The organism is Roseococcus suduntuyensis (genome assembly GCF_014196305.1).
GTDB classification, from domain to species: domain Bacteria; phylum Pseudomonadota; class Alphaproteobacteria; order Acetobacterales; family Acetobacteraceae; genus Roseococcus; species Roseococcus suduntuyensis.
This window is the reverse complement of record NZ_JACIDJ010000009.1, coordinates 64,829-91,358: the sequence shown is the minus strand read 5'-3', so window position 1 is coordinate 91,358 and position 26,530 is coordinate 64,829. Positions and strand designations below refer to the sequence as shown.

At 72.1% G+C, this 26,530-nt stretch carries 28 protein-coding genes; 12 read left to right on the top strand and 16 right to left on the bottom strand.

The window, feature by feature from the left end; translation table 11 throughout:
• Position 1: 1 nt before the first annotated feature.
• The 3 genes from GGQ83_RS18860 to GGQ83_RS18850 form a co-directional block, all read right to left on the bottom strand.
• On the bottom strand, positions 2-340 hold the full coding sequence (locus tag GGQ83_RS18860; protein ID WP_184386533.1) for a hypothetical protein: 339 nt from the start codon (positions 338-340) through the stop codon (positions 2-4).
• Positions 337-2,607 (bottom strand): YjbH domain-containing protein, encoded by a 2,271-nt coding sequence (locus tag GGQ83_RS18855; protein ID WP_375781540.1) that lies wholly within the window; start codon positions 2,605-2,607, stop codon positions 337-339. The genes GGQ83_RS18860 and GGQ83_RS18855 overlap by 4 nt, the downstream gene beginning before the upstream one ends.
• 74 nt (positions 2,608-2,681) lie before the next feature.
• A complete protein-coding gene (locus GGQ83_RS18850) occupies positions 2,682-5,381 on the bottom strand; it encodes an SLBB domain-containing protein (RefSeq protein ID WP_242534766.1) in 2,700 nt (899 codons plus the stop codon).
• 205 nt (positions 5,382-5,586) lie between these two features.
• Here GGQ83_RS18850 and GGQ83_RS18845 point away from each other — a divergent pair, with 205 nt between their 5' ends.
• The 4 genes from GGQ83_RS18845 to GGQ83_RS18830 all read left to right on the top strand — a co-directional run bounded on the left by GGQ83_RS18845 (position 5,587) and on the right by GGQ83_RS18830 (position 9,965).
• Positions 5,587-7,140, top strand: a complete 1,554-nt coding sequence (locus GGQ83_RS18845; RefSeq protein WP_184386530.1) for a heparinase II/III domain-containing protein — start codon at positions 5,587-5,589, stop codon at positions 7,138-7,140.
• Positions 7,141-7,220: 80 nt separating this feature from the next.
• Complete coding sequence (locus tag GGQ83_RS18840) at positions 7,221-8,144, top strand: hypothetical protein (RefSeq protein ID WP_184386529.1); 924 nt, start codon at positions 7,221-7,223, stop codon at positions 8,142-8,144.
• The gene (locus GGQ83_RS18835) at positions 8,141-9,358 is read left to right on the top strand and encodes an O-antigen ligase family protein (RefSeq protein WP_184386528.1); all 1,218 of its coding nucleotides are present in this window, start codon (positions 8,141-8,143) and stop codon (positions 9,356-9,358) included. Before GGQ83_RS18840 ends, GGQ83_RS18835 begins: the two co-directional genes overlap by 4 nt.
• Positions 9,351-9,965, top strand: coding sequence for a sugar transferase (locus GGQ83_RS18830; protein WP_184386527.1), 615 nt, complete (start codon positions 9,351-9,353; stop codon positions 9,963-9,965). Before GGQ83_RS18835 ends, GGQ83_RS18830 begins: the two co-directional genes overlap by 8 nt.
• Here the strand turns inward: GGQ83_RS18830 and dnaQ are convergent.
• From dnaQ to GGQ83_RS18805, 5 genes are all read right to left on the bottom strand, one after another.
• Positions 9,937-10,617: a DNA polymerase III subunit epsilon gene (gene dnaQ, locus GGQ83_RS18825; protein ID WP_184386526.1), complete on the bottom strand. Its 681-nt coding sequence runs from the start codon at positions 10,615-10,617 to the stop codon at positions 9,937-9,939. The two genes, GGQ83_RS18830 and dnaQ, sit on opposite strands and share 29 nt — an antisense overlap.
• A complete protein-coding gene (coaE, locus tag GGQ83_RS18820; RefSeq protein WP_184386525.1) occupies positions 10,614-11,201 on the bottom strand; it encodes a dephospho-CoA kinase in 588 nt (195 codons plus the stop codon). The genes dnaQ and coaE overlap by 4 nt, the downstream gene beginning before the upstream one ends.
• Complete coding sequence (locus GGQ83_RS18815) at positions 11,198-12,034, bottom strand: shikimate dehydrogenase (RefSeq protein WP_184386524.1); 837 nt, start codon at positions 12,032-12,034, stop codon at positions 11,198-11,200. The genes coaE and GGQ83_RS18815 overlap by 4 nt, the downstream gene beginning before the upstream one ends.
• 186 nt (positions 12,035-12,220) lie before the next feature.
• A complete protein-coding gene (locus GGQ83_RS18810) occupies positions 12,221-12,649 on the bottom strand; it encodes a PaaI family thioesterase (RefSeq protein ID WP_184386523.1) in 429 nt (142 codons plus the stop codon).
• A gap of 4 nt (positions 12,650-12,653) precedes the next feature.
• Entirely contained in the window at positions 12,654-13,433 is a 780-nt protein-coding gene (locus GGQ83_RS18805) for a class I SAM-dependent methyltransferase (RefSeq protein WP_375781539.1), read from the bottom strand.
• Positions 13,434-13,462: 29 nt separating this feature from the next.
• Between GGQ83_RS18805 and mutM the strand changes: the two genes are divergently transcribed.
• The 5 genes from mutM to proC all read left to right on the top strand — a co-directional run bounded on the left by mutM (position 13,463) and on the right by proC (position 18,092).
• Positions 13,463-14,359 carry a bifunctional DNA-formamidopyrimidine glycosylase/DNA-(apurinic or apyrimidinic site) lyase gene (gene mutM, locus GGQ83_RS18800; RefSeq protein WP_184386571.1) on the top strand — a complete coding sequence of 299 codons (897 nt, stop codon included), beginning with the start codon at positions 13,463-13,465 and terminating at the stop codon, positions 14,357-14,359.
• An 11-nt stretch (positions 14,360-14,370) separates the two neighbouring features.
• A complete protein-coding gene (locus tag GGQ83_RS18795; RefSeq protein ID WP_184386522.1) occupies positions 14,371-15,147 on the top strand; it encodes an enoyl-CoA hydratase in 777 nt (258 codons plus the stop codon).
• 132 nt (positions 15,148-15,279) lie between these two features.
• Positions 15,280-15,552 (top strand): 30S ribosomal protein S20, encoded by a 273-nt coding sequence (gene rpsT / locus GGQ83_RS18790; RefSeq protein WP_184386521.1) that lies wholly within the window; start codon positions 15,280-15,282, stop codon positions 15,550-15,552.
• 303 nt (positions 15,553-15,855) lie between these two features.
• On the top strand, positions 15,856-17,280 hold the full coding sequence (gene dnaA / locus GGQ83_RS18785; RefSeq protein WP_184386520.1) for a chromosomal replication initiator protein DnaA: 1,425 nt from the start codon (positions 15,856-15,858) through the stop codon (positions 17,278-17,280).
• A 2-nt stretch (positions 17,281-17,282) separates the two neighbouring features.
• A complete protein-coding gene (gene proC / locus GGQ83_RS18780) occupies positions 17,283-18,092 on the top strand; it encodes a pyrroline-5-carboxylate reductase (RefSeq protein ID WP_184386519.1) in 810 nt (269 codons plus the stop codon).
• 103 nt (positions 18,093-18,195) lie between these two features.
• On the opposite strand, the gene GGQ83_RS18775 is transcribed toward proC, so the two are convergent.
• Positions 18,196-18,396 (bottom strand): DUF2842 domain-containing protein, encoded by a 201-nt coding sequence (locus GGQ83_RS18775; RefSeq protein ID WP_184386518.1) that lies wholly within the window; start codon positions 18,394-18,396, stop codon positions 18,196-18,198.
• A 142-nt stretch (positions 18,397-18,538) separates the two neighbouring features.
• On the opposite strand from GGQ83_RS18775, the gene GGQ83_RS18770 reads away from it, so the two are divergent.
• Both GGQ83_RS18770 and GGQ83_RS18765 read left to right on the top strand, forming a co-directional pair.
• On the top strand, positions 18,539-19,063 hold the full coding sequence (locus GGQ83_RS18770) for an adenine phosphoribosyltransferase (RefSeq protein WP_184386517.1): 525 nt from the start codon (positions 18,539-18,541) through the stop codon (positions 19,061-19,063).
• The gene (locus GGQ83_RS18765) at positions 19,026-21,104 is read left to right on the top strand and encodes an ATP-binding protein (RefSeq protein WP_184386516.1); all 2,079 of its coding nucleotides are present in this window, start codon (positions 19,026-19,028) and stop codon (positions 21,102-21,104) included. The genes GGQ83_RS18770 and GGQ83_RS18765 overlap by 38 nt, the downstream gene beginning before the upstream one ends.
• A 19-nt stretch (positions 21,105-21,123) precedes the next feature.
• On the opposite strand, the gene GGQ83_RS18760 is transcribed toward GGQ83_RS18765, so the two are convergent.
• The 7 genes from GGQ83_RS18760 to GGQ83_RS18730 all read right to left on the bottom strand — a co-directional run bounded on the left by GGQ83_RS18760 (position 21,124) and on the right by GGQ83_RS18730 (position 25,336).
• Positions 21,124-21,501 carry a MerR family transcriptional regulator gene (locus tag GGQ83_RS18760; protein ID WP_184386515.1) on the bottom strand — a complete coding sequence of 126 codons (378 nt, stop codon included), beginning with the start codon at positions 21,499-21,501 and terminating at the stop codon, positions 21,124-21,126.
• Positions 21,498-21,812, bottom strand: coding sequence for an integration host factor subunit alpha (locus GGQ83_RS18755; RefSeq protein WP_184386514.1), 315 nt, complete (start codon positions 21,810-21,812; stop codon positions 21,498-21,500). Before GGQ83_RS18755 ends, GGQ83_RS18760 begins: the two co-directional genes overlap by 4 nt.
• 114 nt (positions 21,813-21,926) lie before the next feature.
• Positions 21,927-22,880: a beta-ketoacyl-ACP synthase III gene (locus GGQ83_RS18750; protein WP_184386513.1), complete on the bottom strand. Its 954-nt coding sequence runs from the start codon at positions 22,878-22,880 to the stop codon at positions 21,927-21,929.
• A gap of 9 nt (positions 22,881-22,889) precedes the next feature.
• Entirely contained in the window at positions 22,890-23,963 is a 1,074-nt protein-coding gene (gene plsX, locus GGQ83_RS18745; RefSeq protein ID WP_375781538.1) for a phosphate acyltransferase PlsX, read from the bottom strand.
• A 26-nt stretch (positions 23,964-23,989) separates the two neighbouring features.
• A complete protein-coding gene (rpmF, locus tag GGQ83_RS18740; protein ID WP_184386511.1) occupies positions 23,990-24,193 on the bottom strand; it encodes a 50S ribosomal protein L32 in 204 nt (67 codons plus the stop codon).
• Between the two features lie 121 nt (positions 24,194-24,314).
• Positions 24,315-24,809, bottom strand: a complete 495-nt coding sequence (locus GGQ83_RS18735; protein ID WP_184386510.1) for a YceD family protein — start codon at positions 24,807-24,809, stop codon at positions 24,315-24,317.
• Positions 24,806-25,336, bottom strand: coding sequence for a ubiquinol-cytochrome C chaperone family protein (locus tag GGQ83_RS18730; RefSeq protein WP_184386509.1), 531 nt, complete (start codon positions 25,334-25,336; stop codon positions 24,806-24,808). The genes GGQ83_RS18735 and GGQ83_RS18730 overlap by 4 nt, the downstream gene beginning before the upstream one ends.
• Before the next feature lie 210 nt (positions 25,337-25,546).
• Between GGQ83_RS18730 and GGQ83_RS18725 the strand changes: the two genes are divergently transcribed.
• Positions 25,547-26,527, top strand: a complete 981-nt coding sequence (locus tag GGQ83_RS18725) for a Bug family tripartite tricarboxylate transporter substrate binding protein (RefSeq protein WP_184386508.1) — start codon at positions 25,547-25,549, stop codon at positions 26,525-26,527.
• Positions 26,528-26,530: the final 3 nt, after the last annotated feature.

The following is a 26,530-nucleotide window of genomic DNA, read 5'->3' as shown; positions in this document are numbered from 1 at the left end:
GTCACGGCGGCGCCACAAGTCGCCACAGGCACCACGCCCCGATCCAGGCGAGGCCCATCATGCTCAACGCCTGCACGGCGAACAGCAGGGCGAAGAGCGCCGGCTGCGCGGCGCGCCGTGTGTGATGGGGCCGGCCGGGCATGATGCCGCTGCGCCAGGCCTCGACCAGCATCCACGCCAGCAGCGCCGCCAGCGGCAGGGACAGCGCGGCACCGAGCAGGAAGGGCCCGCCCGACCATCGCCCCAGCAGGAAGATCAGCAGCAGCAACAGGACCGCACCGCCCAGCACCGGGGGCAGCACCCTCGCCAAGGCCGACACGAGCTCGCGCCACAGGCTCATCGCCCGAACCCCACATAGCCCGCCCGCAACGCCGCCGCCCGCCCGTCGCGCGTCACCCCCCACAGCCCATTGTCCACCGACAGGCGCTGCCCGCCATCGCGCTGCACGGGACGGATGTTGAGGTTGGCGCGGGAGCGGGTTTCCAGCCCCAGGAAGTCGAAGGGCACGCGCACATAGATGCCCTTGTCGAAGCTGCCCTCACCGAAGTCACGGAAGCGCACATTGGTGATGGTGGCGAAGCCGCCCACCTCGATGCCGCTGTCGAAGCGCCGTCCGAGCTCGATGGTCCCGCCCCAGTCGCCCGCCAAGTAGCGCCCCGCCCGCAGCACGCCATAGAGGTTGTGCCAGGGCAGATCCGCGTAGAGCGACACATGGCCTGTGGTCACGTTGTAGCCAAGCGTGTCGAAGAGCTGCCGGTAGCCGCGCTGCGCCACATGCGCGACCTCCACGCCCACCGCCCAGTTGCGGTCCTGCGGGCGCCAGAGGATTTCGGCCGAGATGCCGGCGAACATGGGTTCGAGATATCCGCCTGTGACGCGCGCGAAGACATCCGGCGCCGGGTTCCACAGCCGCTCCAGATAGAGCGCCGGGATGGTGGTGGACCCTGCCCTGGCATAGCGCGCGAAGTCGCTGCGAACGCGGGGCAGCACGGAATCGCTCGGCAGCCCGCCGCCCAGATTGCCCGCGATGCGCTGCTCGACCGCGCCGGCCAGGCCCATGTTCCAGCCGAGCCCGATCCGCCCGCCCGCCGCGATGCCCGCCTGCCAGCGCACCGAGGTCTGCGGGTCGCCCACCTGGAGGTTCAGGCGCGGCTCGATGCCCCAGCTGAAGCGCGGCGTGGCGGCGCGTGCCTCGCCCGCGCGGTGCTCAGCGGCGGCGGGCAGCAGGGTGGTGAGGGCGTAGATTTCCTCCGCGCTGCCCTGGTGCCGGCCCAGCGCCTCGAACCCCGCGCGCAACGTGACCAGGCGGGCGGTGACGGCGCCCTCATGCTCGAACACCAAGCGCACGCGCTCGACCTCGGGGGGCAGATGCGGCTGGGCGGCGCGCACCACGCGGGCGGTGGATTGCGCGAGGGTGCGGAAGGGGCCGCCCGCGACATGGATGCGCGCCTCGGCGCCGTCGAGGTCCAGCGCGAGCGGTGTAAATCCCGCGGCACGCAGGGCGGGAAAGAGGCGCGCGGCCACCGCCGCGTTGCGCGGGCTGCCGCCCGTGAGGCCCCCGCGCGCGCCACCGCCCACGCCGCCCGCCAGCGCGGCCATGAGGCGCACGGCGGGGATGCCGGGTGGCACGGCGACGGGGGGCGCGATGCTCTCCGCCACCGGCTCCGGCCGCGCCAGCATGGGCGGCGGGGGGCGGCGGGGCAGGTCGGGCGCGTCCTCGGGGTGCAGGCGCAGCGAGGCGCGCACCAGCAGGTCCGAGCCGTGCAGGAATGACACGCCGAGGTCCAAATGCCGGTTGGGTTGCCATTGCAGCCCGGCATTGATGCGCGAGGCCGCATCGCCCCGCGCGTTGCGGCGCGGCCCCGGGAAGCCGCCGCGCTCGTCGCGCAGGGAGTCGGCGGAGTATTCGATCTTGGCGCGCAGCCCCTCCATCTCGCCCCAGGGGGTTGTGATGGGCGGGATGGAATATTCCAGCCCCGCGAAGACCCCCACACGCCCGCCCCGGAAGAAGGAATTGGTGGAAACCGTGCCACCCGCCCCCACCCCGCGCGGGCGGGTGAGAAAGCGGCGGTCCACCCGGCCCAGCGGGTTCTCGAAATCCGCGCCGGTGGCGAGCCGCCCCCAGCCCAGCCCCACCGTCGCGTCCAGCCCCCAGAAGCGCTTGGAGGCCACGATGTACTCGCCCTGGTAGATGCCGGTGCCGATCAGGTCCTGCAGGCCGATGGCCAGCGCCGGCATCCATTCATCCTCTTCCCAGAGGCGCAGCTTCAGGTCGAAGGCGCGGTCATTGCTGGTGCCGCGGCCGGCGGTGGCATTCAGGCGCTCGGTCAGGCGGAAGGTGGTTTCCAGGTAGGGCAGCGCCTGGAAGTTCACGGTCCAGAAGGAGCGCTGGCGACGGATGGCGATGCCCGTCTCGATGGTGCCGTCGGGGCGGAAGCGCGCATTGGGCATTTCCAGCAAGCCCACGCGGCCGAAATTGGAGCCGGTGGGCTGGAAGCCGTCCTGCGCCCAAGCAGGCGGCGAAATCAGCCCCAGAACCAGAATCGCCCCCCAAACCCACCGGCCGCACAGCGGCCGGCGCGCCCAGACCGCCCCGCCGGCCGGCAAACCCGAAACGGCGCGCAGCCCAGCGCGCGGAGCGCGCGCCCGGCGCCTGAGGGCACGAAAGACAGCGCTGGCCGTCATCTCCCTCGGGAGATGACAGCCAGCGCGGCCGCCGAAATCGCCACTTGGCTCGCGAGCTGGGTGATGTCTCGGAGAAAGCCCCAGCGCTCGAAGGGCGAGGGGTCGTTGGGCACGATCACCAGGCTGCCCGGCGGCACGGGCGGCCCGCCCTGCTGCCAGGCGCCCAACCCCGCCGGCACCGCCTGCCCATTGGGTAGCACGAGGAAGGCGCGGCCCTGGTCGGCGAAGCGTTGCAGCCCGCCCGCCGCCTCGACATAGCGCGTGGCGCGCCAGCCCGAGGTGAATTGCAGCGAGCCCGGGTTCTGCACCGCGCCCACCACCGTCACCTCATTGGGGCGCTTGGGCATCATGATCAGGTCGCCGGGTTCCAGCAGCACGTCCAGGTCTGGACGCCCGGCCAGCACCACCGGGTTGGCCTCCACCACCATGCGCCCGGCGGCGCGGGCTTCGCGCAGGGCGGCGGCCATCTCGCGCCCGGCGGCGATGGCGCCCGAGACATCTGTGCCACCCCCGCCCCGCCCGCCGCCGATCACGGCCTGGCCGGCGGCCATTTGCAGAAGCCCCTGCTCCATCTCGCGCGCCGTGCGCTGGAAACCCTCCTGCTGGCGGTTGCGCACGCTCTCCCGCGTGAAGACGGCGCCGTAGGGGTAGGCCTGGGGCGTGAGGCCGCCGGCCCGGGCAATCACCTCCGACAGCCGCTCCCCACGCCGGATTTCATAGACGCCGGGGCGCAGGAATTCGCCCATCAGCGTCACCGGCCCGCTGTCACGGTCGCCGAAGCCGCGCGGGATGCGGATGCCATCGCGCGGCGAAAGGCGCACGGCCGCGAAGTTGCGGCTCCGCAAATCCAGCACCTGACGACTGAGCGGGATGGCGCTGGTCTGGTCCGCCGGCTCCCGCGCCAGTTCCACCGAGGAGAGGTCGGCCGTGTCCGTCACATTCCCCGCAACCGCGAGCAGCGCGTCGAGCCCGGTGTTGTCCATGACCGGATAGAGGCCGGGCAGCCCCGCCTCGCCCGAGAGCAGCACGGATTGGTCCAGCAGGAAGGGCAGCAGCGCCGGGTGGTCGAGGAAGAGCTGCGGACAGGGCGTGGCGCCGATGTCCGGGAAGCCCGCCACCCGCGCGTGGGCGAAGCGCTGCGGCGAGGAGCGCGCGGCGACGGCCAGCTGCGTCAGCGCCGGGCATTCGAGCCCGGGTTGCGGCTCCGGCACAGGCGGGCTGGCGAAGCCCGAGCCCCCGCGCGGCTGGGGCAGCGCCACCGGCAGGCCGGGGGCGGGGACGGCGCCGCCCACCTCGCCCCGCAGCGCCCGCTGCACGGAAGGGCTGGCCAGCCAGGCGATGTCGGCCATCGAGATGATGATCACCTCGTCGCCCTCCGCCAGCGGCAGGTTGGCCCGGCCTTGCAGCACGGCGGCGAGGTCGAAGGGCTGGAAGCGCCGGCCGCGCGTGCGCGGGTCCACCCGCTGAATCACGCCCATGCGCGCATAGGGGTCGGGTCGGACCATGCGCGAATCCGTCAGCAGCCCGCGCAAAGTGGCCCCCCGCCCGCCCAGCGCGCGCGTGGTGGGCTGCACCACATGGCCCGAGAGGCGCAGTTGCTGCGACTGCACGTCCGAACCCGGCTGCACCAGCAGCGCATCGCCGCGGCGCAGGGGGCTGGCCAGCCCGATCTCGCGGAAGGCGCGGCGGCCCTCGGGGTCGGTGGTTTCCAGCAGATAGCGGTTACCGGCGGGGCGCAGCGCGTCACCGGCGAAGCGCAGCATCTCGCCCAGCGGCGCGCTGGCCGCACCTGCCGGCAGTTCATAGATGGCAGGGCGCGCCACCTCGCCGCCGAGCGCCACCACGCCGCCGATGGGGGGCACCAGGATGCGCTCGCCCTCGCGCAGCGAGAGATCGGGCGGCTCGCCCTCGCCCGCGATGACGGGGTAGAGGTCCACCCGGCGCCGCCCTTGGCCCCCCTCCACGCGGATGTTGCGCAGCGTGCCGGTGGGCCGCACGCCGCCCGCCGCCACCAGCGCATCCAGCACATTGCCGAGCGGCGAGAGCGTGACCACACCCGGCCGCCCCACCTCTCCCCCCACGAAGACCGTCACCTGGCGCATCTGGCCGAGGGTGACAAAGACCTCGCTGCCCTGGAGTTCGCGCTGGGCGCGGGATTCCAGTTCACCCCGCAGATCCCGCAGGGTGCGGCCCGCGGCGACAATGGGCAGGAGGTCGGGCAGGATCAGCATGCCCTCGCGCGTCACGCGCAGGTTCAGGGTGCTGCGGGCGCGGCCACGGAAGGCGATGATGACCTCGTCGTCGCGGCCGATGACGTAGTCATCCGGAGTGGCGCCGAAGCCGGGCGTGCCGGGCGGGCCGGCGGCGAAGCTGTCATAGCCGAATTGCCGCAGCGGCGTGGTCAGGCGGCCGGCGAAGAACTGCTCGACGGGCGAGAAGGGCGTCTCCGCCTGGACGGGTGCGACGGGGGCGGGTGCCTGGGTCCAGGCGGGCGCCAGGGTGGCGGGCGGCAGGGTGGCGGGCGGCGCGGTGCCGCGCGGCATGGCGGGGGCCAAGCCCTGCGGCGGCGGTGCGCCCCCCATGCTCCGCCCGGCCCCGGCATCGAGCAGGCGTTGCAAAATCTCCTGCTGCGCGGCCGGCGGCAGGCCAGGTATGGGCGCGCCGCCCGGCAAGGTCTGCGGCAGCGGCGCGGACAAGTTCGGGGGCAGGCTGGGCGGGCCCACCAGCGCGGATTGCGCGATGACAGGTGCCGAAACCCCCCATATCAGGTTAAGAAGAAGCCATGTCCCAAAAACGGTGAACCTGAAGGGTGACACGACAACACTTTCTTTCCTGTTAAGGGCAATTCTTGCATGGAAATTGATACCTGATGCAACCTTCGCGCGCGCCTTTCGCCGGCCCATGTCGCAATCCCTCTGGTTCCTGAGATTGAGCGCCGCGCGGCAGCTGGGCCTCAGGCCCGTCGCGCTGGCGCTGCTGGGCCGGGGGCCATGGGCGCGACGTCGGCTGCGGCGTGCCCTGCCCGGCCTCACCCACACCGACACCCTGGGCGAGGAGGATTTGCGGCCCCTGTGGGAGGCGCACCGCTGGGCCGGGCTGCCCGCCCTGGCGCTGGCCGGCGAGGGCGCGCACGCCATGGAGGAGGCCCGCGCCTGGCTGCTGGCCCATCCGCCTTTTCGCGGCCCCCTCTGGCTGTGCGGGCAGGAGGCGGCGCTGCGGGCGCTGCACCTGCTGCTGGCCGCGCAGATCGGCCGCGTGGCGGCACCGGCCGAGGTGGTGACGGCACTTGCCCGGCGCATCGCGGCCAACCCCGCCTATGCCCTGGCGCAGGACAATAACCACCCGATCAGCGAGGCCGCGGGGCTGATGCTGTGCGGCCTCAGCCTCGGTGACGCCACCATGGCCGCGCGCGGGGCGCGGCGCTTCGAGGCCTCGGTGGCGCGCCTCGTCCACCCCGATGGCAGCTTCGCCCAGGCGAGCCCCGCCTATCACCGCATGATGCTGGACGTGGCCGCCATCACCGAATGGCTGCGGATGCGCATGGGCGGCCCGCCGCTCTCGCCCGAGGCGCGCGGCCGGCTGGGGGCCGCGACCGACTGGCTGGATCGCCTCACCTGCCGGCAGACGGGCGCCCTGCCCCGCATCGGCCACCAGGATGGAAGCTGCGTGGCCGACCTCTCGGGCTGCGGGCCCGATGACGCGCGCGGCAGCGTGGAACGCGCGGCCCGCATGTTCTGCGACGCCACGGCAGGCTTCCCCGATGACCCCGGCTGCGCGGCGCTGGGCCTGCCCCGCCCCGAATCGCCCCTGTTCCGGGAGGCACAGTGGCGAAGCCAGGGCTTCCTCGGCCGCAGCGAGGCGGGGGCGCGCGCCATCCTCCGCACCGGCCCGCTGCGCTTTCGCCCGGGCCATGCGGACCTGCTGCACCTCGACCTCTGGGACGGGCCGGTGAACCTGCTGCGCGATGGCGGCAGCTTCGCCTACAACCCGGCCGACCCCGCCCGCGCCGCCACCTTCCAGGGCACGGCCGCCCACAACACCATCGGCTTCGACGGCGAGGACCAGATGCCGCGCGTCGGCACCTTCCTCTTCGCCCGCTGGCCCCGCACCGGGCCGCTGCCCGATGGCGGCTGGATGCGCGACCATCGCGGCCGCCGCCATGCGCGCGAGGTCACGGCCGAGGGCCGGGTCTGGACGGTGCGCGACGCCATCGCGGGCCCCCACCGGGAGGCCGTGCTGCGCTGGCGCCTCGCCCCCGGCGAGTGGCAGGCAACAGAGGCGGGCGTGGCCAGCCCCCTGGCGCGCATCGAGGTCACGGCCGACCAGCCGCTCCGCCACCGCCTGGTGATGGGCGAGGAGAGCCTCGCCTATGGCCAGGCCTCGCCCGCCCCGGTGCTGGAGGTGGTGCTGGGCCCCGGCCCCGCCCGGATCGAGACCCGCATCACCCTGCCCTGAAGCTTTCGGTTGCATTTACCTTAGCGAATGGAGTTATTTCACCCCAGGTTGGTCGGGCCACCCGGCCTGGACGGGGTATTGTGGGCCTGGATGATGTGCTCCGGGGGCTTTGGCGTTGGCGCAGGCGGTTACTCCTCCTGGGCGCGATCAGCTATGTCCTGCTGGCGACACTCGTCTGGCTCTGGCCGCGAAGCCATGTGGCGCGGCTGGTCGTGGCCCCGGCCGAGACCACCGGAATCGCCACCTCCGCCCTGCTGACGCCGGCGCCGTTCCTCCAGCCCTCCCTGCTCGACCAGCGGCCGGGCGGCAATTTCGCCGTCTATCTCGCGGCACTCCGCACGCCCGAGACGGCGCAGGCCGTGGCGCGCGACACCCCCATCCTCGCCGCGCTCACCGAACGCCGCGCCGCGCCGCCGCTGGGGCCGGTGCGGGAATGGCTCGGCTTCAGGATCGAGGCGGATGTGGATGACGTGCAGGCCTATCTGGAGCGCAACCTGGCGGCCACCGCCTCGCTTACCTCCGTGACCTGGACACTCGACCTCGTCCACCGCGACCGCGCGCTCGCCTTGGCGATGCTGGAGCGCATCCATGCCGCGGCCGAGGCGCGGGTGCGCGAGACGCTGGCCGAACTCGCCTCGCGCCGCATCCTGGCGCTGGAGGCGCGGCTGCGCACCGAGCAGGACCTGTTCCTCCGCAACACCCTGCACGAACTGCTGGCGCAGCAGCAGCGCGCGGCGCTGGTGGTGGCGGCGGATGAGGCGGCGGCGGCGCGCCTCGTCTCACCGGCCGCCGCCGCGCTGCGGCCCTCCGTGCCCAACCGGCCGCTGCTGCTGGCGCTGCTGGCGGTGGGCGTCACGCTGGCCGGGTTGCTGGGGGCCACGGCGCTGCTGCTGCTGCGCGGGCCGGCCCCACGCCCCGCGCCCAACCTCGCCACCTGGCCACCCGGCCCCGTCCTGCGGCGCGAACCCGTGCTGACGCGCGGCCGCGCCGACCGCGCGGGATGAGCGCGGGCCTCGCCCTCTTCGCGGGGCTGGCGGGGGCGGTGATGCACTTCGCCGGCGCGCTGAAGGCGGTGGAACCGCTGGCACAGCTGCCCATTGACCTGACCGTGCTGGGCCTGGCCGCGACGGTGGCGGGGCTGGTGCTGCTGCTGGCGGCGCGCGAGGTGGCGCTCTCGCCCTGGCTTGGCCCGCCCTTGCTGGGCTGCGGGCTGCTCTGGCTGTGGTGGGTGGTGGCCTCGGCCTGGAGCCCCTGGCCCGCCAGCGCCACCGAACGCCTGCGCGACATCCTGCTGCTGGGGCCGCTGATGCTGGCGGCCGGAATGCTGCTGGGCGCCGATGCGCGCGCGCGGGCGGGCTTCATGGCGGCGACCATCGGGATCGGGCTGGTGGTGGGGCTGTCGGTGGCGCTGGGGCTCTGGCGCGGCAGCCTGGTGCTGGGCGGCGAGGTGGGGCGCGACCCCACGCGGCTGCGCGTCGCCTATCAGATCGTGGGGCTGGCACTGGCCTGCGCGGGCGGGCTGGTGGCGCTGCGCGTCACCCAGGCGACGGGCCGGGCACGGATCGGCTGGGGGCTGGTGCTGCTGCTGCTGGGCGCGCTGGCGCTGCTGCCGGGGGGGCGGGCCGCCTTCCTGGCCTTGCTCGTCTCCGTGGCGGCGGGGCCGGCGCTGCTGTTCCTGTTGCAGGGGCGGCTCGGCGCCGCGGCGCTCTGGCTGGGGGCGGTAGGCGTGGCGGGGGGCACGGGGCTGGCCGCGCTCTGGGTGCTGCCGGCGCTCTCCGACCAGCTGGCCACGCTGGAACGGCTGCTGCGGCCCGGCCCCGCGCTGGACAGCGCCCGCGGGCAGCTCTGGACCGAGGCCTGGCGGCTGGGCGGCTGGGCTGGGCTGGGTCCCGGCGGCTTCCCGCCGGCCATCGGGGTGGGGCTCGATCGCGGGCTGCACCCGCACAACCACGCGCTGGAGGCGCTCGTCGAGGGCGGCGCCGTCGGGCTGCTGCTCTGGGGCCTCACCTTCCTCGGCGCTACCGGCGTGGCGCTGCGGCTGGCCTTGCGGGTGGCGCCGGTGCGGGCAGCGGAAGTCTTCGCCATAGGGTTGCCGGTGGCGCTTTCGGCCATGGTCTCGACCGATCTGGGCAACCGGATGGTGTGGTTCACCCTGGGCCTCGCCCTCTCGCTGGGGGTGGAGGCGCGGGCGCGCCACGCCCTGCCCCGCCATGTATAGCGCGGGCGGCAAGCGGCTGCTCGATGTGGCGGGGGCGGCGCTGCTGCTGTTGTTGCTGTCGCCGGTCCTGGCGGGGGTGGCCCTGCTGGTCTGGTGGCGGCTGGGCCGGCCCGTGCTGTTCCGGCAGGAGCGCGCGGGGCGGGGCGGCATGCCCTTCACCCTGTGGAAGTTCCGCAGCATGCGCGATGGCCCCGGCAGTGATGCCGAGCGCCTGACGCCGCTCGGCCGCGCCCTGCGCGCCACGGCGCTGGACGAGCTGCCTCAGCTGGTGAACGTGCTGCGCGGCGAGATGAGCCTGGTGGGCCCGCGCCCCCTGCCCCCCGCCTATACCCCCCGCTACACCCCCCGCCAGGCGGAACGGCTTCGCGTGCGCCCGGGTCTGTGCGGCCTGGCGCAATCCATGGGCCGCAATGCCGTGCCCTGGGAGGAAAGGCTGGAATGGGATGCGCGCTATGCCGCCCGCGTCACGGCCTGGGGCGATGCCGTCATCATCCTGCGCTGCGCGGCTGTGCTGCTGCGCGGCCGCGGCGTGGCGGCCGAGGGCCACGCCACGATGCCCCCCTTCGAAGGCAAAGGCTTCAGAGGCGATTCCAGAGAGGGTCCTTGAGCTTGTCCAGGAAGGCCGCATGCGCCGCCGCGCGCTCCTCCGGCACCCGCATGGGGCGGGGCGTGCGCGGGGCCGCCGCCTCGGTGGCCTGCACCAGCGCGGCCGACGCGAAGGGTGCCGCGCCAAGCGTCAGGCCAAGTTGCCGCCCGCCGCGCAGTTCCAGATAGACCTGGGACAGGAGCCGCACGTCCAGCAGCGCGTTGTGGGTGGTGCGCTCGCTGAGATCAATTTCGAAGCGGCGGCACAGCGCGTCCAGGCTGTTGGGGGCGCCGGGGAAGCGCTCGCGGGCCAGCGCCAGGCTGTCCACCATCCGCGTGGCGTCGAGCGGCGGGCGGCCGGCGCGCACCAGCTCGGCGTCCAGGTGCTTGAAGTCGAAGGGCGCGTTGTGGGCGACGATGGGGCTGTCGCCCAGGAAGGCCAGCATGGCGTCCATCTGCGCGGCGAAGAGCGGCTTGCCCTCCAGGTCCGCGCGGGTGAAGCCATGGATGCGCGAGGCCTCGGGCGGCACGTCGCGCTGCGGGTCGATGATGGCGTGGTAGAAGCGGCCCGTGGGCAGCAGGTTCACCACCTCGATGGCCGCCACCTCGATGACGCGGTGGCCCTCGCTGGGCTCGAAGCCGGTGGTCTCGGTGTCGAGGATGATCTCCCTCATCGCGCATCCTTCACGAGGCGCCGCACCGCGGCCTGGGCATGGTGGCGCGACAGGCCGGTGCGGATGACATGGGTGGCGCGGGCACGCTTCTGGGCGTCGGGCATCTGGCGGGCGAGGATGGCGTCGAGCCTTTCCGGCGTCATCCCGCCGCGCGCCAGCACGCGGGCGCGCTGCACGCGGGCGGGGGCGGAAACGACCAGGATGGCGTCGAACTCTCGCAGATCCCGCCGCGTCTCGAACAGCAGCGGGATGTCCAGCACCACCAGCGACGCCCCCCGCGCGCGGGCGCGGGCCAGGAAGCGGCGCTGCTCGTCGCGCACCAGCGGGTGGACGATGCGCTCCAGCCGGGTCAGCGCGGCGGGGTTGCCGAGCACGGCGCGGCGAAGCGCCTCGCGGTTCACGCCGGCCGGGCCGGTGGTGCCGGGGAATTCGGCCTCGATGGGGCGCACGGCGCGGCCGCGCGGGCCTTGCAGCGCATGCACGGCGGCATCGGCGTCGAAGACCGGCACGCGCAGGCGGCGGAAGGCGGCAGCGGCGGTGGATTTGCCCATGCCGATGCTGCCGGTGAGGCCCCAGATTTTCATGTATGGGCCTTCATCGGGGGGGGGATATCCGCCGCCAGCATGTCGAACAGCGCCTGGTCCACCTCGGGCAGCACGCCGAACCAGGCCTCGAAGCCTGGCCGCGCCTGGTGCAGCAGCATGCCGAGGCCACCCACGGCACGCAGGCCGCGCGCGCGGGCGGCGGCGAGCAAGGGGGTTTCCAGCGGCACATAGACGATGTCGGCCACCAGGGCGTGGGGCGGCAGCGGGGCGAGGTCCAGCTCCAACGGCGGCTGGCCGGCCATGCCGAGGCTGGTCGCGTTCACCAGCAGGGCGGCGTCCTCCAGCGGCGGGCGTTCGGCCACGTCCACCGGGCCACCCAATGCTGCCGCCAAAGCCTCGGCCCGTGCGCGGGAGCGGTTCACCAGCGTGACGCGCGGCGCCCCGGCGTCGAGCAGCGCGGCCGCGATGGCCCGCGCCGCCCCGCCCGCGCCCAGCACCACGGCCGGGCCCGAGGCGGCGTCATGGCCCCCCAGCGAGGCGAGGAAGCCAAAGCCATCGGTGCAATCGCCCGTGATGCGGCCTTCCGTGAAGACCAGCGTGTTCACGGCGCCGGCGCGGCGGGCGCGGGGCGTCACCTCGTCACACAGGGCGAAGGCGGCTTCCTTGTGCGGGATGGTGACGTTCATGCCGCGAAACCCGCAGGCGGCCAGCGCGCGGACGCATTCGGCGAAGTGCTCGGGCGGGATGGCGAGCGGGACATAGGCGGCATCCAGCCCATGCGCCGCAATCCAGTGATTGTGCATGCGGGGTGAGCGCGAATGCGAAACGGGCCACCCCGCCACCCCCGCCAGCCTGGCCTTGCCCGTGATCAACGAAACCTCCCAGAACCAGCGCGCCTGGACAGATGGCCCGCGGTGAAACCGGCCGCGGCTTTGCCGTGGCCGGCGCACAACCTGCCAGGACAAGGCCCGATTCGGGGCCCCCGGCAAGGCACCGCAGGCGACTTGTTGGGGATGAAACCGGGGCCCCCGCGAAAGCGCGCAGCGATTTCGCGGGGATCAAATAATCGCCGAGGGCACCAGTGTCGCCTGCATGGCCGCGCAGAGAACCTCCGAGCCATCCTCGGCCCGCATCCACACCTCCGCGCGCGCCACCGTCAGCGTGCGGCCGGGCTTGAGCACCTCGGCGCGCGCGATGGCCATGAGGCCCCGCGCGGGGCGGAGGAAGTTCACCTTGAGTTCGGCCGTCAGCACCTCCTGCCCCGGCGGCAGCAGGGAGAGGGTGGCATAGCCGCAGGCATTGTCGGCCAGCGTGGTCAGCACGCCCGCATGCAGGAAGCCATGCTGCTGGGTCAGCGTCTTGCGGAAGGGCGCCTCGATGGTGCAGCGGCCGGGCGCGACCTCGCTGATGCGCGCCTCGATCACGCGCATCAGGCCCTGCTGCGCGAAGCTCGCGTCGATGCGCTTCTGCATCTCGGAAAACGGCATGCCCTCAGAGCCTCCAGCCCGTGTGGATGGCGACGATGCCGCCGGAAAGGTTGCGGTGCGCCACGCGCTCCAGCCCCGCCGCCTCCATCTTCTTGGCCAGCGTGGCCTGGTCGGGGAAGGTGCGGATGCTCTCGGCCAGATAGCGATAGCTCTCGCTGTCCTTGGCGATGCGGCCGCCGATGGCGGGCAGGGCCTTGAAGGACCAGGCATCGTAGAGCGGGGCGAGGGCCGCGATTTCCAGCTTGGAAAACTCCAGGCAGTGGAAGCGCCCGCCCGGCCGCAGCACGCGCCGCACCTCCCGCAGCACCGCGTCCTTGTCGGTGCAGTTGCGCAGGCCGAAGGCCATGCTGACCTTCTCCACGCTGCGGTCCGGCAGGGGCAGGTGCTCGGCATCGGTGCAGAGGAAGGAGAGGCCGCGGGCGAAGCCACGCTCTAGCGCGCGCCCCTGGCCCACCTGCAGCATCTCGGCGTTGATGTCCGAGCAGATGACGCGGCCCGCGCCGGCCTTCAGCGCCAGGAAGCTGATATCCCCGGTGCCGCCCGCGAGGTCGAGCAGCGTCTCGTTCGGCCGCGGCTGGATGGCGTTGATGAAGATGCGCTTCCAGACGCGGTGCACGCCGAGCGACATCAGGTCGTTCATCACGTCATAGCGGGGGGCGACGCTGTCGAAGACCTCCCGCACCAGCGTGGCCTTTTCCTCGGCCGGGACGGTCTTGAAGCCGAAATCGACGGTGGGCGTGTCGGTCATGCCGGGGATATAGCGCGCGGGGCCGAACTGCACCATGAGGGGAAGCCGCGCGAAGGAGGCCCGCCATTCCCGAATTGCCCGAAGTCGAGACCGTCATGCGCGGACTTGCCGCCGTTCTGGAAGGCCAGGTGATCCGCATGGCGGAGCTGCGCCGTCCCGATCTGCGCTGGCCCCTGCCCGCGCACCTCGCCGCCACGCTGGCGGGCGCGCGGGTGGAGGGGTTCCGCCGCCGCGGCAAATACATGCTGATGCGGCTGGAGGGGCGCGAGAGCGTGCTGATCCACCTCGGCATGTCGGGCCGGATGGTGGCGCGGCACCGCGACGCGCCCTTCGTGCCCCGGACGGGCCCGCAGGGTGCCGCGTCGGACGCGCGCGGCCACAACGCACCGCCAGAAGCCCATGAGCATCTGGTGATGGAGACCGAGGGCGGCTGGCGCGTGGGCTTCGTGGACCCCCGGCGCTTCGGCAGCCTGGACCTGGTGCCGCGCGAGACGGAGGACAGCCACAAGCTGCTGGCGGGCCTGGGGCCGGAGCCGCTGGAGGAAGGCTTCACCGTCGCCGCGCTGGAGAAGGCGCTGGAGGGCCGCTTCACCCCCATCAAGGCCGCGCTGCTGGACCAGAAGACGGTGGCGGGGCTGGGCAACATCTATGTGTGCGAGGCGCTGTTCCGTGCCGGCATCTCGCCCCGGCGGCTTTCGGCCACCATCCCCGGCGCGCGGGCCGCGCGGCTGCATGGCGCGATCCAGGCCGTGCTGCGCGAGGCCATCGCGGCGGGCGGCTCCAGCCTGCGCGACTATGTGCGCGCGGATGGCGAGGTGGGCCGCTTCCAGGACCGTTTCGACGTCTATGACCGCGAGGGCCAGCCCTGCCGCGACTGCCCCGGCGCCCCCCGCTGCCCAGGGATCACGCGGCTTGTGCAGTCCGGCCGATCCACCTTCTACTGCCCCAAACACCAGCGTTGAGGATGGCCCACATGGCGTATGAAATGATCCTGACCGAGACGGAGGGCGCGACCGCCCTCATCCGCCTCAACCGCCCGAAGGCGCTGAACGCGCTGTGCGACCAGCTGATGCGCGAACTGGGCGAGGCGCTGCGCGCCTACGACGCGGACCCAGCCATCGCCGCCATCATCATCACGGGCAGCGAGCGCGCCTTCGCCGCCGGCGCCGACATCAAGGAGATGCAGGCCCGCACCTACCCGCAGGTCTATTTCGAGGACTTCATCACCGCGAACTGGGAGGTGGTGCCCACCATCAAGAAGCCCGTCATCGCGGCGGTGGCGGGCTTCGCGCTGGGCGGCGGCTGCGAACTGGCCATGATGTGCGACATGATCATCGCGGCCGACACGGCGAAGTTCGGCCAGCCCGAGATCAACCTCGGCATCATCCCCGGCGCCGGCGGCACCCAGCGCCTCACGCGCGCCGTGGGCAAAGCCAAGGCCATGGACCTGGTGCTGACCGCCCGGATGATGGACGCCGAGGAGGCCGAGCGCTGCGGCCTGGTGGCCCGCGTGGTGCCGGCGGACCAGCTGCTGGACGAGGCGCGCAAGGTGGCCGCCAAGATCGCGAGCCTGTCGGGCCCCTCCGTCGCCATCGCCAAGGAAAGCGTGAACCGCGCCTTCGAGACGACGCTGGCCGAGGGCGTGCGCTTCGAGCGCAAGATCTTCTATTCCCTCTTCGCGACCGAGGACCAGAAGGAGGGCATGGCGGCCTTCGCCGAGAAGCGCCCCCCCAGCTTCCGCAACCGATGAGTGCGGACCGCCGGCCGCTCCCGGGTTGACGTTGCGGGGGGGGTCGGCGTAAGACCGTGCCTCGCGCAGCGGTGGCCTCGCCTTCGCTGCTCCATCCTTTTCACTTGACACAGAGCGATAGCCCGCCCGCCCATGGCCAACAACGCTTCCGCGCGCAAGCGCATCCGTCAGACCGCGAAGCGCACCGAGCGCAACCGTATGCGCCGTTCGCGCGTGCGTACCTTCCTGCGCAAGCTGGAACTGGCCATCGCCACCGCGGACAAGCCCAAGGCCGAGGCCGCGTTCCGCGAGGCCCAGCCTGAGATGCAGCGCGCCGTGACCAAGGGCGTGCTCCATCAGAACACCGTGGCCCGCAAGCTCTCGCGGCTGTCGGCCCGGATCAAGGCGCTCAGCGCCGCGGCCTGAGGCCAGCCCTCAAAATACCCGCCTGTTGTGCGGCTGAAGGGGATTTCCCCTTCGGTCCGCATTACTGCGTCCGTATGCCTTCGTGACAGTGGTGTTTCTTTGCCACATGTGTCGCTCTGTTTCAGAGTCCTGCGAAGTGACGTTCACTTCTTGAGCGGGACTCAGTTACTGTTGCACGCAAGGTGAAAGGCGGGCGGGCACCTCCGGCCCCGGGCCCCGGAAAACTTGCAATTGGTTGTCCGGGATTCGCCTCCCGGAAGGTTGTGCGGAAACGTCTCCGCGGTGGAGAGGCAGAGGTCGGGAATGAATCACGAAGCCGGCGAACTCCCCCCGAATGCCGGGAAGGCCGCCACGGCCTGGGCCAAGGTTCGCAGCCGCCTCCGCCAGGAGGTGGGCGATGTGGAGTATCGGACCTGGCTGCGCCAGCTCACCCTCTCGGGCCTGGAGGGCGATGTGGCGCACATCACCCTTCCCACCCGCTTCCTGCGTGACTGGGTGCGCGACCATTACGGCGACCGCCTGCGCGTGCTGTGCCAGGCCGAGATGGGCGGCGTGCGCCGCGTGGAGCTGCGCGTGGCCGCCGAGGCGCCCGAGCTGGTGCAGGAGGCCGTGGCCATGCCCGCCTCGCCGCCCGGCCTCGCCGAGAGCCTGAGCCCCGCGCCCGCCGCCCCTGCCGCCGCCGCCGAGGGCGGCAAGAATGACTGGCTGGTGCCGCTCGACCCGCGCTTCACCTTCGACAGCTTCGTCGTCGGCAAGCCCAATGAATTCGCCCATGCCTGCGCCCGCCGCGTCTCCGAGCGCCCGGCCCAGGCGGGGTTCAACCCGCTGTTTCTCTATGGCGGGGTCGGTCTGGGCAAGACGCACCTGATGCACTCGATCGCGTGGTCCCTGCGCGAGCGCGAGGCGGAACTGCAGATCGCCTACATGTCCGCCGAGAAGTTCATGTACCGCTTCATCAATGCGCTGCGGACGCAGAACATCATGGAGTTCAAGACGCAGCTGCGCTCGGTTCATGTATTGATGGTGGATGACCTGCAGTTCCTGATCGGCAAGGACAACACGCAGGAAGAGTTCTTCCACACCTTCAACGCGCTGATCGACGCCGGCAAGCAGATCATCATCTCGGCCGACAAGGCGCCGAATGACCTCTCGGGCATCGAGGACCGGCTGCGGACGCGCCTGTCGGGCGGCATCGTGGCCGACCTGCACGCCACCACCTATGAACTCCGCCTGTCCATCCTCCAGGCCAAGGCCGCCCATGCGGGGGTGGAGGTGCCGGCACGCGTGCTGGAACTGCTGGCGCGCAAGATCGCCTCGAACGTGCGGGACCTGGAAGGCGCCTTGAACCGCATCGTCGCCCATGCGCGGCTGTTCGGCCGGCCCATCACGCTGGAAAGCGTGCCCGAGGTGCTGTCGGACATTCTGCGCGCGCATGACAAGCGCCTGTCCATTGACGACATCCAGCGCAAGGTGGCCGAGCACTACAACATCCGCCTCACCGAGATGGCCTCCGCCCGCCGCTCCCGCGCCGTGGCCCGGCCGCGCCAGGTGGCGATGTACCTGGCGAAGCAGCTCACCTCGCGCTCCCTGCCGGAGATCGGCAAGCGCTTCGGCAACCGCGACCACACCACGGTGCTGCACGCGGTGAACAAGATCACGGAACTGATGCAGGAAGACCCGACCTTCGCCGAGGACGTGTCCCTGCTGCGCAAGATGCTGGAGATGTGACCATGGCGCTTCCCCCCCTGCTGCTTCTCGGTTGCGGCAAGATGGGCGGGGCCATGCTGTCGGGCTGGCTCGAACAGGGGCTCCCGCCCGAGACGGTGGTGGTCGAACCGCATGCGCCCGCCATGGCCGCTTTCGCCGGCCGGGTGCGGCATGTCGCCACCACCGCCGAAATTCCCGCGGGTTTCCAGCCCGCCGCCGTCATCCTGGCCACCAAGCCGCAGGAGGCGCCGGTCGCCATCCCGGCACTCGCGCCCTTTGCCCGGCCGGAGACGGTGTTCCTCTCCATCATGGCGGGGAAGACGGTGGCGGGGCTCTCCGCCCTGCTCGGTCCCGAGGCCCGGGTGGTGCGCGCCATGCCCAACACCCCGGCCGCCGTGCGCCAGGGCTTCACCGTGGGCTTCGCGGGGCCTGGTGTGGACGCCGCCCAGCGCGACCTCTGCGACCGGCTGCTCGCCGCCATCGGCGAGGCCGCCTGGGTGGAGGATGAGGGCATGATCGACGCCGTCACCGCCGTCTCGGGCGGCGGGCCGGCCTATGTCTTCCTGCTGGCCGAGGTGATGGAAGCGGCCGCCCTCGACCAGGGCCTGCCGCCCGACCTCGCCCGGCGCATGGCGCGCGCCACGGTCGCGGGCTCCGGCGCGCTGCTGGGCGCGAGCGACCAGGATGCCGCGGCGCTTCGCCGCGCCGTCACCAGCCCCAAGGGCACGACGGAACGCGCGCTGGCGGTGCTGATGCGCGAGGGCGCCCTGCCCGAGCTGATGCGCGAGGCCATCGCCGCCGCCACCGCGCGCTCGCGCGAATTGGCGGGCTGAAGCACGCTGCTGTCACGCAGCCTCTCCCGCCATGATCGAGAGCGGGCTTCAGCGCTTTCGGTCATGCCACGTCAACACATCCCAGTCTAAGGAGGCGGCGGGCCTACTCCGCACGCCTGCCGCCGGCGCCCCAGATCATCAGCCACTTGGCCGGCCAGACCCAGATAATCCCTGCTACAACGTAATAAACTGTCTGAACGGCCCAGTGCGCCAGCACCACATGATCGCCCAGCGCAACCACTGCCAAAATATACAAAACAAATCCGACGATGCCGATCAGGATGGCGAGAGAGATGCGTGACATGATGTTGACCTGATCTCCTGCGGAACCATTGCCATAAAACTGCGGGCGAGCTTGCGAATTACTGGCGGGGCGGCGTAGTCTTGCCGGAGGCGCATTTCTGCGCGGTCCGTCGCGGACCGCCCGCCGAGCACCGAAGAAAGCCGTGACAGAGAGCGAACTCAAGCGCCACATCCGTGGCATCCCGGATTTTCCCAAACCCGGAATCCTCTTCTACGACATCTCGACCTTGCTCAGGAATGCGCAAGCCTGGAAGGCCGCCATGGCGGCCATGGCGGAGCGCATCACCCCGCACCGCCCCCAGGTGCTGGCCGGCATCGAGAGCCGCGGCTTCCTGCTGGCCGCCCCGCTGGCGCTGGAACTCGGCCTCGGCTTCATCATGCTCCGCAAGCCGCGCAAGCTGCCGGGCGCGACGATCGGCCTCGACTACGCGCTGGAATACGGCACCGACCGGATCGAGATGCAGGCCGACGCCATCGCCCCCGGGCAGCGCGTGGTCCTGCTCGATGACCTGCTGGCCACCGGCGGCACCATGGCGGCGGGCGTGGCCCTGCTGCGCCAGGCCGGCGCCGAGGTGCCCGCGGCGGCCGCCATGCTGGAGCTCACCTTCCTTGGCGGAAGGAGGCGCCTCGATGTCCCCGTCGAAACCCTCCTCACCTACGACGAGTAGCGCGCCCGCGCGGCCTCCGGCCCCGCCGGAGATCCGCCGCGATGCGGGCGGCAACGCCTATCTGGACGGCAGTGGCAACGCCATCTCGGCCGCGGGGCTGGATGGCGTGCTGGCGCTCGCCATCGCGGCCGCGCCCACGGGCATCACGCTCGCCGACCCCTCCTTGCACGACTGCCCCATCGTCTTCATGAACCCGGCCTTCGCGCAGATCACCGGCTACTCGGCCGAGGAGGTGCTGGGCCGCAACTGCCGCTTCCTCCAGGGCAAGTCCACCGAGGTCACGGCCGTGCGGGCGTTGCGCCGCGCCATCGCGGACCGCAAGCCCGTCACGGTGGAGTTCACCAACCACCGCCGCGACGGCCGCCGCTTCACCAATGAGCTGCGCCTCTCCCCCGTCTTCGACGCGGCCGGCACGCTGCTGGCCTTCGTGGGCATCCAGCACGACGTCACCGCGCGCAAGCGCGCCGAGAAGGAGGCCCAGAAGGCCCGCCGCGCCGCCGAACGCGCCAACCAGGAAAAGAGCGACTTCCTGGCCTTCACCAGCCACGAGGTCCGCACGCCGCTGCATGGCGTGATGGGCACGCTCTCCCTGCTGCTGGACACGCCGCTGGACGCCGAGCAGCGCGCCTATGCCGAGACGGCGCGCCGCTGCGGCGCCACCCTGCTGCAGACCGTGAACGAACTTCTGGACCTGTCGCGCATCGAGGCCGGCAAGCTCGACATCCACCCCGCCCCCTTCAGCCTGGCCGACATCGTGAAGGATGTGCTGGACCTGCTGGCGCCCGCGGCGGCCGAAAAGGGCATCGAGCTGTCGGCCAGCCTCGACCACCTGCTGCCCGCGCAGCTGGTCGGCGATGCCATGCGCATCCGCCAGGTGCTGATGAACCTGGCCGACAATGCGGTGAAGTTCACCCATCGCGGCAGCGTCGAGCTGCGCTTGGCCGCCCTGCCCGAGGGCCATGTGGGCTTCGCCGTGACCGATACCGGCATCGGCATCCCGCCCAAGCTGCGCCAGAAGCTGTTCACCCGCTTCACCCAGGTTGGTGCGGGGGGCGACCAGCCGGGATCGGGCCTCGGGCTTGCCATCTGCCAGCGCCTCGTCTCGCTGATGGGCGGGCAGATCGCGGTGGACAGCACGCCCGGCCGGGGCAGCACCTTCTTCTTCGACCTGCCCCTGCCGCCCGTGCCGGCCTCGGGCGCACCGCCCAGCCGCCTCGCCCCCCGGCGCGAGGTGGCCACGCCGCCCAGCCTCGCCCATGGCCGCATCCTGCTGGCCGAGGATGGCAAGGCCAACCAGCTCGTCGCCGTCGCGATCCTGCGCAAGGCCGGCTACACGGTGGAGCTGGCGCGCGACGGGGCCGAGGCCGCCGCCTGCGCCGAATCCGGCGACTACGACCTGATCCTGATGGATCTGCGCATGCCGCTGATGGATGGCTATGCCGCCACCCGCGCCATCCGCGCCATCCGTGGTGCGCGCGGCCGCGTGCCCATCATCGCCATGACCGCCAGCGTGATGCCCGACGATGCCGAGCGCTGCCTGGAAGTCGGCATGGATGGCCACCTGCCCAAGCCACTGGACCGGCTGGAATTGCTGCGGGCGGTGGAGCGCGTCATCGCAAGCCGCCCCCGCCGCCCCGTGCCGGCCACGGCCGAGCCCGGGCCGCAGATCCAGGCCCCGCTGCTGGACCGCGAGACGCTGGAGGAATTGCGCGCCGCCGTGGGGCCGGGCCGCCTGCCCCGCCTCATCAGCGTCTTCGCCGCCGAAACCAAGGACCGCGTGCGCCGCATGCACGGGCTGACCGACCCGGCCCGGGTGGAGGATGAGGCGCACAGCCTCAAGGCCTCGGCCGCCACCTTCGGCGCCATCGCCCTGCGCGACGCGGCACGGGAGCTGGAAGAGGCCTGCCGCCGGGCCGACCAGCCCGCCTGGCGCCAGATCCTGGACATCCTGCCCGGTCTCGCGGAGCGCAGCATCGCCGCCTTCCCGATGGCGCGGGGCGAAGGCCGGGGGCGGATTTCAGAAGAGGGCGGCGCGGAGTAGGCGGGCGGCGGATCAGGCGCTACCCGCGCCCCGCCATGGCCCGCAGCCGCGCGGCGAGGGCCTCCAACTCTTCCAGCGCCTCCACCACGCCGGGCACCTCGGGCGCCGACGGGGCTTCAGGCTCTCCCTCGGCCAGCAGGCGCTGCACGCCCTTGATCGTGTAGCCCTCGGTATAGAGCAGGCCTGAGATGCGGCGCAGCAGCGCCAGGTCCTCCGGCCGATAGTAGCGCCGGCCACCACCCCGCTTGAGCGGCTTGAGCTGGGGGAATTTCGTTTCCCAGAAGCGCAGCACATGCTGCGGTACGCTCAGCTGTTCCGAGGCCTCGCTGATGGTGCGGAAAGCCTGCGCGGATTTGCGGGGCCGCGCACGGGAATCGGGTTCGGCCAGGTCGCTCATGTTCGGGCGGTCTCGCGCGGGATGGGCGTACCGTTGATGCGCGCCTTGAGCACCTGGCTTGGCCGGAAGGTCAGCACGCGGCGGGGCAGGATGGGCACCTCCACCCCGGTCTTGGGGTTGCGGCCGATGCGCTGGCCCTTCTCGCGCAGCAGGAAGGTGCCGAAGCCCGAGATCTTCACCGTCTCGCCCGCCTCCAGCGTGCCGGAAATGCGCTCCAGCACAGCTTCCAGCAGGTCGGCGGATTCATGCCGCGACAGACCCACCTCGGCATAGATGGCTTCCGCCAGCCCGGCCCGCGTCAAGGTTTCCATGGTGCCCCACCCACAAGTGCCTGTCCTTGAAACAAAGCCAGGACTGGGCGGGCGCGTCAATCCGTTTCGCAATAACGCAGCGTTGGTCACGCCCCGCAAATTTACGCAAGGGCGTCAGAAGCGGACCAGCGCCGCGCCCCAGGTCAGCCCGCCGCCGATGGCTTCCAGCAGCACCATGTCGCCGGGGCGGATGCGACCCTCCTCCACGGCCTCGGCCAGCGCCAGCGGCACCGAGGCGGCGGAGGTGTTGGCGTGGCGGTCAACGGTCACCACCACGCGCTCCGGCGGCAGGCCGAGCTTGCGGCCCATCGCCTCGATGATGCGGATATTGGCCTGGTGCGGCACCAGCCAATCCACCTCGGCGCGGGTCAGGCCATTGGCGGCCAGCGCCTCCTCCACCACGGCGGCGAGCTTGGTGACGGCGTGCTTGAACACCTCGCGCCCCGCCATCCGCAGCGGCCCGCCGGTGCCTTCCACATAGAGGATGTCGGCGTGCCGCCCATCGGCGTGCAGGTGGGTGGAGAGGATGCCGCGTTCGTCCGCGCGGTCTTCGGCACGGAGGAACACCGCGCCCGCGCCATCGCCGAACAGCACGCAGGTGCCGCGGTCCGTCCAGTCCATGATGCGCGAATAGACCTCGGCGCCGATGACCAGCGCGGTGCGCGCCTGGCCCGCGCGCAGCATCGCATCGGCGATGGAGAGCGCGTAGATGAAGCCGGTGCAGGCGGCCGAGACGTCGAAGGCGAAGCCGCCCTCCATGCCCAGCTCGCGCTGGATATGCGCGGCGGTGGAGGGGAAGGCGTTGTCGGGGGTGGCTGTGGCCACCACGATCATGTCCACCTCGGCCGCGGTGGCGCCGGCCTGGGCCAGTGCCCGCCGCGCCGCCTCGGCGCCGAGGCTGGTGCAGGTCTCACCCGGCCCCGCGATGTGGCGGCGGGTGATGCCGCTGCGCTCGCGAATCCATTCATCGCTGGTGTCGAGGCCGTGGCGCGCGGCCAGGGCCGCATTGTCCAGCACTTGCGCGGGCAGGCAGCCGCCGCACCCCAGGATCACGGAACGAAGGGGCATGTTGGCGTATCAGTCCTGCCGGGCGACGAGGGGGGGTGTCTCAGGGGCGAGGCGCGAAAGGCTCTCGCGGATCTGCTGGGTGAAGCCATGCGTCACCATGTCCATGGCGACGTCCACGGCATGGGCGAAACCCTTGGCATCCGTGCCGCCATGGGACTTCACCACGACGCCGTTGAGGCCCAGCAGGATGGCGCCGTTGTAGCGACGCGGGTCCATCCATTCGCGCAGGCGTTCCAGCGCGGGCCGGGCCAGCAGGTAGCCCAGGCGCGCTGGGATGGAGGAGGTGAAGACCTGCTTCAGCAGCCCGCCCATCAGCTTCAGCGCGCCCTCGCCGGTCTTGAGCGCGACATTGCCGGTGAAGCCGTCCATCACCACCACATCCACCGTGCCGGCGGCGATGTCATGGCCCTCGATGAAGCCGTGGAAGTTCAGGCCCGTGGAGCCGCCGCGCAGCACATCGGCCGCCTGGCGCACGCGCTCGTCGCCCTTCAGCTCCTCGCTGCCCACATTCATCAGGCCGATCGAGGGGGCGGGCAGGCCCAGCACCGCGCGGGCGAAGGCGTCGCCCATGATGGCGAATTCGACCAGGTTGCGCGCATCGCATTGCACATTGGCGCCGAGGTCGAGCATGACCACGTCGCCACGCGAGGATGGCGCGATGGCCGCCAGCGCCGGCCGCCCGATCTCGGGCATGGTCTTGATGACGATCTTGGCCAGCGCCATCAGCGCGCCGGTGTTGCCGGCGGAGACGACGCCCGCGGCCTCACCGGCCGCGACGGCGTCAATGGCCAGCCGCATGGAGGAGTTCCGGCCCTGGCGCAGCGCCTGGGTCGGCTTCATGTCGCCCGGAATGGCGTCCGGCGCGTGGCGGATGGCGCAAAGCTTCGCCGCCCCCGGCCGCGTGGCCAGCAGCGGCGTCAGCTTCGCCTCATCGCCCACCAGCAGGAAGCGGGCCTGCGGATGGCGTTCCGCGGCCAGCTCCAGCCCGTCCAGGACGGATTGCGGGGCGTGGTCCCCACCCATCGCGTCAATGGCGAGGGAGAAACGCCGGAGGCTCCCCTCAGCGGGTGTGGCCACATTCACCGCAGATGGGTCCCGCGCCGCCGGCCTCAGATGTTGACGACGGACTTGGACCCATCGCCGGCCGCGACGACCTCGCGCCCGTCATAATGGCCGCAGGAAGGGCACACATGGTGGGGCCGCTTCACTTCGCCGCAGTTCGAGCATTCCACATGCGCCTCCTTCGCCACGGCGTGGTGGCTGCGCCGCATGCCACGGCGAGAGGGAGACACCTTCTTCTTAGGGACGGCCATCGAGCCAGCCTTTCCAATGCATAAGGATACCGGGGCGGAGGAAGGCCCAAGCGGGTTCGCCACTGCGGGTGCAGCGGACATGAGCCGGGGCGAATAGCACCTGCCGTGCCTCGCGCGCAACCTACCCCGGACGTTTCAGCCTTGCCAGCATCGCGAAGGGGCCATGCGCGCCACCGGCCCCAGGGTCGTCGGGGCGCTGGGCATTGGGCGCGCGGGGATAGGGGTCCAGCGCGAGCGAGAGCTGCTGCGCCACCGCCTCGCCCAGGTCCACCACCCCGCCGGCGCTTTCGATGTCGTCGGGGTCGTCATCGCCGTCGGTCGGCTCCATCCCGTCAGGCAGCAGGCGCCAGGCGATATCCTCCGCGATGTTCTGGCGCACGGGCTCCAGACTGACCACGCATTCCTGCTCCACCTCGGCGGAGAGGCGGCCACGGACGGCGATGCGGCCCTCCTCCGCCGGGCGGAGGTCCAGCTCGGCCACCAGGGCATGCACGGCCAGGATGCCCATGCGACGGGCCAGCGCCGCGCATTGAGCGGCATCGGCCACGAGGCGCAGGCGCTGCCCGCCCGCCGGCACATGGGCCAGCACCAGGGGGTGGGGGAATTCCGGCGTCATGCGAAGCGCGCCTGGCCGGCGGCGAAGCCCTCGAAGCCCTGGCCTTCCAGCGTCGCGGCCATGGCCTGGGCGCGGGCGGCGAGTGCCGCCGCCGAACCCTCGGGCGGCGGCTGGCCGGCCCAGACATTGCGCGCGATGGCCGCCTCAAGCCCCGCCATGTCCTCGGCGTCGAGCGCCGTGGCATAGACCTGGGCGCGGCCGTGGAAGCCCTCCCACAGGAATTTCACCCGCTTGCCCACGCCGAGATCGCCCACGCCCATCTCGCGGATGGTCACATCCATGTCGGAGAACATCGCGTCGAAGACCGATTGCGCGAGTTCCTGCGCGGGCTTGTCCGCGAAGCGGCGCAGCCGGCGGATCAGGACCGCCACATGCAGGCTGATCAGTTCGAAGCGGCCCGCGGTCGTGTCGGGCACGCCCAGCGTCGCGTAGTATTCAGGGGCGCGGGCCGCGGCGACGGCGGCGCCATACAGCTCGAATCCCATGCGTTCATAGGGGCGGCGGCGGAGCAGGCCGAACAGGGCCATGGGTCGGGGCATCCTCGGGTCAGGCGGGCGCGGGCTGCGCCAAAGGTCGTGGGGAGAGATTGTCGCGGGTGGGGCGCGTGGCAATAGCCCGCGCCGGCCGCGCGGCACAGCCCGGCCACAACATTCCCTGGCAGTGGCGGCGCGGCTTCTGGTATCGCGGCAGGGACGGCGCACCAACCAAGAGTGCCCGCACCCAGGGAGAACGCCACCATGGTCACACGCCGCCACGCGGTGCTTGCCGCGTCCGCTTCCCTCTTCGCCCCCGCCCTCGTCCGCGCCCAGGCGGGAGCGGGATGGCGACCCAGCCGGCCCATCCGCTGCATCGTGCCCTTCGCGGCCGGCGGCCCCACCGACATTCTGGCCCGGCTGCTGGCGGACCCCGTCTCGGCGGCCCTCGGCCAGCCCATGGCGGTGGAGAACCGGTCGGGGGCGGGGGGCGCCATCGGCGCCGACCTCGTGGCCAAGGCGCCGCCGGACGGCCACATGGTCCTGGTGCATGACAGCGCGCATGCCGTGGCGCCGGCGCTGGTGGCGCGCCTGCCCTTCCACCCCGTGACCGACTTCACCGGGATCGGCGTGCTGGTCTTCGCGCCGCTGGCCCTGTCGGTCCATCCGAGCGTCCCGGCCCGCAACCTGGAACAGATCGTGGCCCTGCTGAAGGCCAATCCCGGGCGCTACAACCTCGCCACCTCGGGGTTGGGCGGGCCCGTGCACATCGCGGCCGAGATCTTCCGCACCGCGGCCGATGTCTCCTTCGAGATGGTGCATTATCGCGGCGGCGCCCCGGCCGCGGCCGCGGTGGTCTCCGGCGAGGCGCACATGACCATCCTCAGCATCGCGGCCAGCCTCGAACAGATGCGCGCCGGCACCATGCGCCCGCTGGTGCTGACGGTGGCCAACCGCAACCGGCTGATGCCCGATGTGCCGACCGCCGCCGAGGCCGGCCTGCCAGGCTTCTTCTTCGAGAACTGGCGCGCGGCCTTCGCCCCGGCCAACACACCCGCCCCCATCCTCGCTTCGCTCAGCCAGGCCTTCCACGCGGGGCTGCGGGTCCATACCGAAAGGCTGCTGGGCTTCGGCGAGGAACCCCGGCCGGGCTTCACGGAATCGGCCCGCGTCATGGAGTTCGTCCGCGCGGAGACCGGGCGCTACTCCTCCATCCTGCGCGCGGCGGGGGTGCGACCCGAGTGACGC

What these genes read in the sequence shown, in the direction of transcription:
- GGQ83_RS18775 (WP_184386518.1), bottom strand. Translation starts at nt 18,396, where the DNA reads ATGTCACGCATCTCTCTCGCCATCCTGATCGGCATCGTCGGATTTGTT.
- GGQ83_RS18765 (WP_184386516.1), top strand. Translation starts at nt 19,026, where the DNA reads ATGTCCCCGTCGAAACCCTCCTCACCTACGACGAGTAGCGCGCCCGCG.
- GGQ83_RS18830 (WP_184386527.1), top strand. Translation starts at nt 9,351, where the DNA reads ATGTATAGCGCGGGCGGCAAGCGGCTGCTCGATGTGGCGGGGGCGGCG.
- rpmF (WP_184386511.1), bottom strand. Translation starts at nt 24,193, where the DNA reads ATGGCCGTCCCTAAGAAGAAGGTGTCTCCCTCTCGCCGTGGCATGCGG.
- GGQ83_RS18795 (WP_184386522.1), top strand. Translation starts at nt 14,371, where the DNA reads ATGGCGTATGAAATGATCCTGACCGAGACGGAGGGCGCGACCGCCCTC.
- GGQ83_RS18760 (WP_184386515.1), bottom strand. Translation starts at nt 21,501, where the DNA reads ATGAGCGACCTGGCCGAACCCGATTCCCGTGCGCGGCCCCGCAAATCC.
- GGQ83_RS18810 (WP_184386523.1), bottom strand. Translation starts at nt 12,649, where the DNA reads ATGCCGTTTTCCGAGATGCAGAAGCGCATCGACGCGAGCTTCGCGCAG.
- proC (WP_184386519.1), top strand. Translation starts at nt 17,283, where the DNA reads ATGGCGCTTCCCCCCCTGCTGCTTCTCGGTTGCGGCAAGATGGGCGGG.
- GGQ83_RS18755 (WP_184386514.1), bottom strand. Translation starts at nt 21,812, where the DNA reads ATGGAAACCTTGACGCGGGCCGGGCTGGCGGAAGCCATCTATGCCGAG.
- rpsT (WP_184386521.1), top strand. Translation starts at nt 15,280, where the DNA reads ATGGCCAACAACGCTTCCGCGCGCAAGCGCATCCGTCAGACCGCGAAG.
- GGQ83_RS18735 (WP_184386510.1), bottom strand. Translation starts at nt 24,809, where the DNA reads ATGACGCCGGAATTCCCCCACCCCCTGGTGCTGGCCCATGTGCCGGCG.
- GGQ83_RS18845 (WP_184386530.1), top strand. Translation starts at nt 5,587, where the DNA reads ATGTCGCAATCCCTCTGGTTCCTGAGATTGAGCGCCGCGCGGCAGCTG.
- GGQ83_RS18750 (WP_184386513.1), bottom strand. Translation starts at nt 22,880, where the DNA reads ATGCCCCTTCGTTCCGTGATCCTGGGGTGCGGCGGCTGCCTGCCCGCG.
- dnaQ (WP_184386526.1), bottom strand. Translation starts at nt 10,617, where the DNA reads ATGAGGGAGATCATCCTCGACACCGAGACCACCGGCTTCGAGCCCAGC.
- GGQ83_RS18860 (WP_184386533.1), bottom strand. Translation starts at nt 340, where the DNA reads ATGAGCCTGTGGCGCGAGCTCGTGTCGGCCTTGGCGAGGGTGCTGCCC.
- GGQ83_RS18725 (WP_184386508.1), top strand. Translation starts at nt 25,547, where the DNA reads ATGGTCACACGCCGCCACGCGGTGCTTGCCGCGTCCGCTTCCCTCTTC.
- coaE (WP_184386525.1), bottom strand. Translation starts at nt 11,201, where the DNA reads ATGAAAATCTGGGGCCTCACCGGCAGCATCGGCATGGGCAAATCCACC.
- GGQ83_RS18730 (WP_184386509.1), bottom strand. Translation starts at nt 25,336, where the DNA reads ATGGCCCTGTTCGGCCTGCTCCGCCGCCGCCCCTATGAACGCATGGGA.
- GGQ83_RS18835 (WP_184386528.1), top strand. Translation starts at nt 8,141, where the DNA reads ATGAGCGCGGGCCTCGCCCTCTTCGCGGGGCTGGCGGGGGCGGTGATG.
- GGQ83_RS18805 (WP_375781539.1), bottom strand. Translation starts at nt 13,433, where the DNA reads ATGGTGCAGTTCGGCCCCGCGCGCTATATCCCCGGCATGACCGACACG.
- dnaA (WP_184386520.1), top strand. Translation starts at nt 15,856, where the DNA reads ATGAATCACGAAGCCGGCGAACTCCCCCCGAATGCCGGGAAGGCCGCC.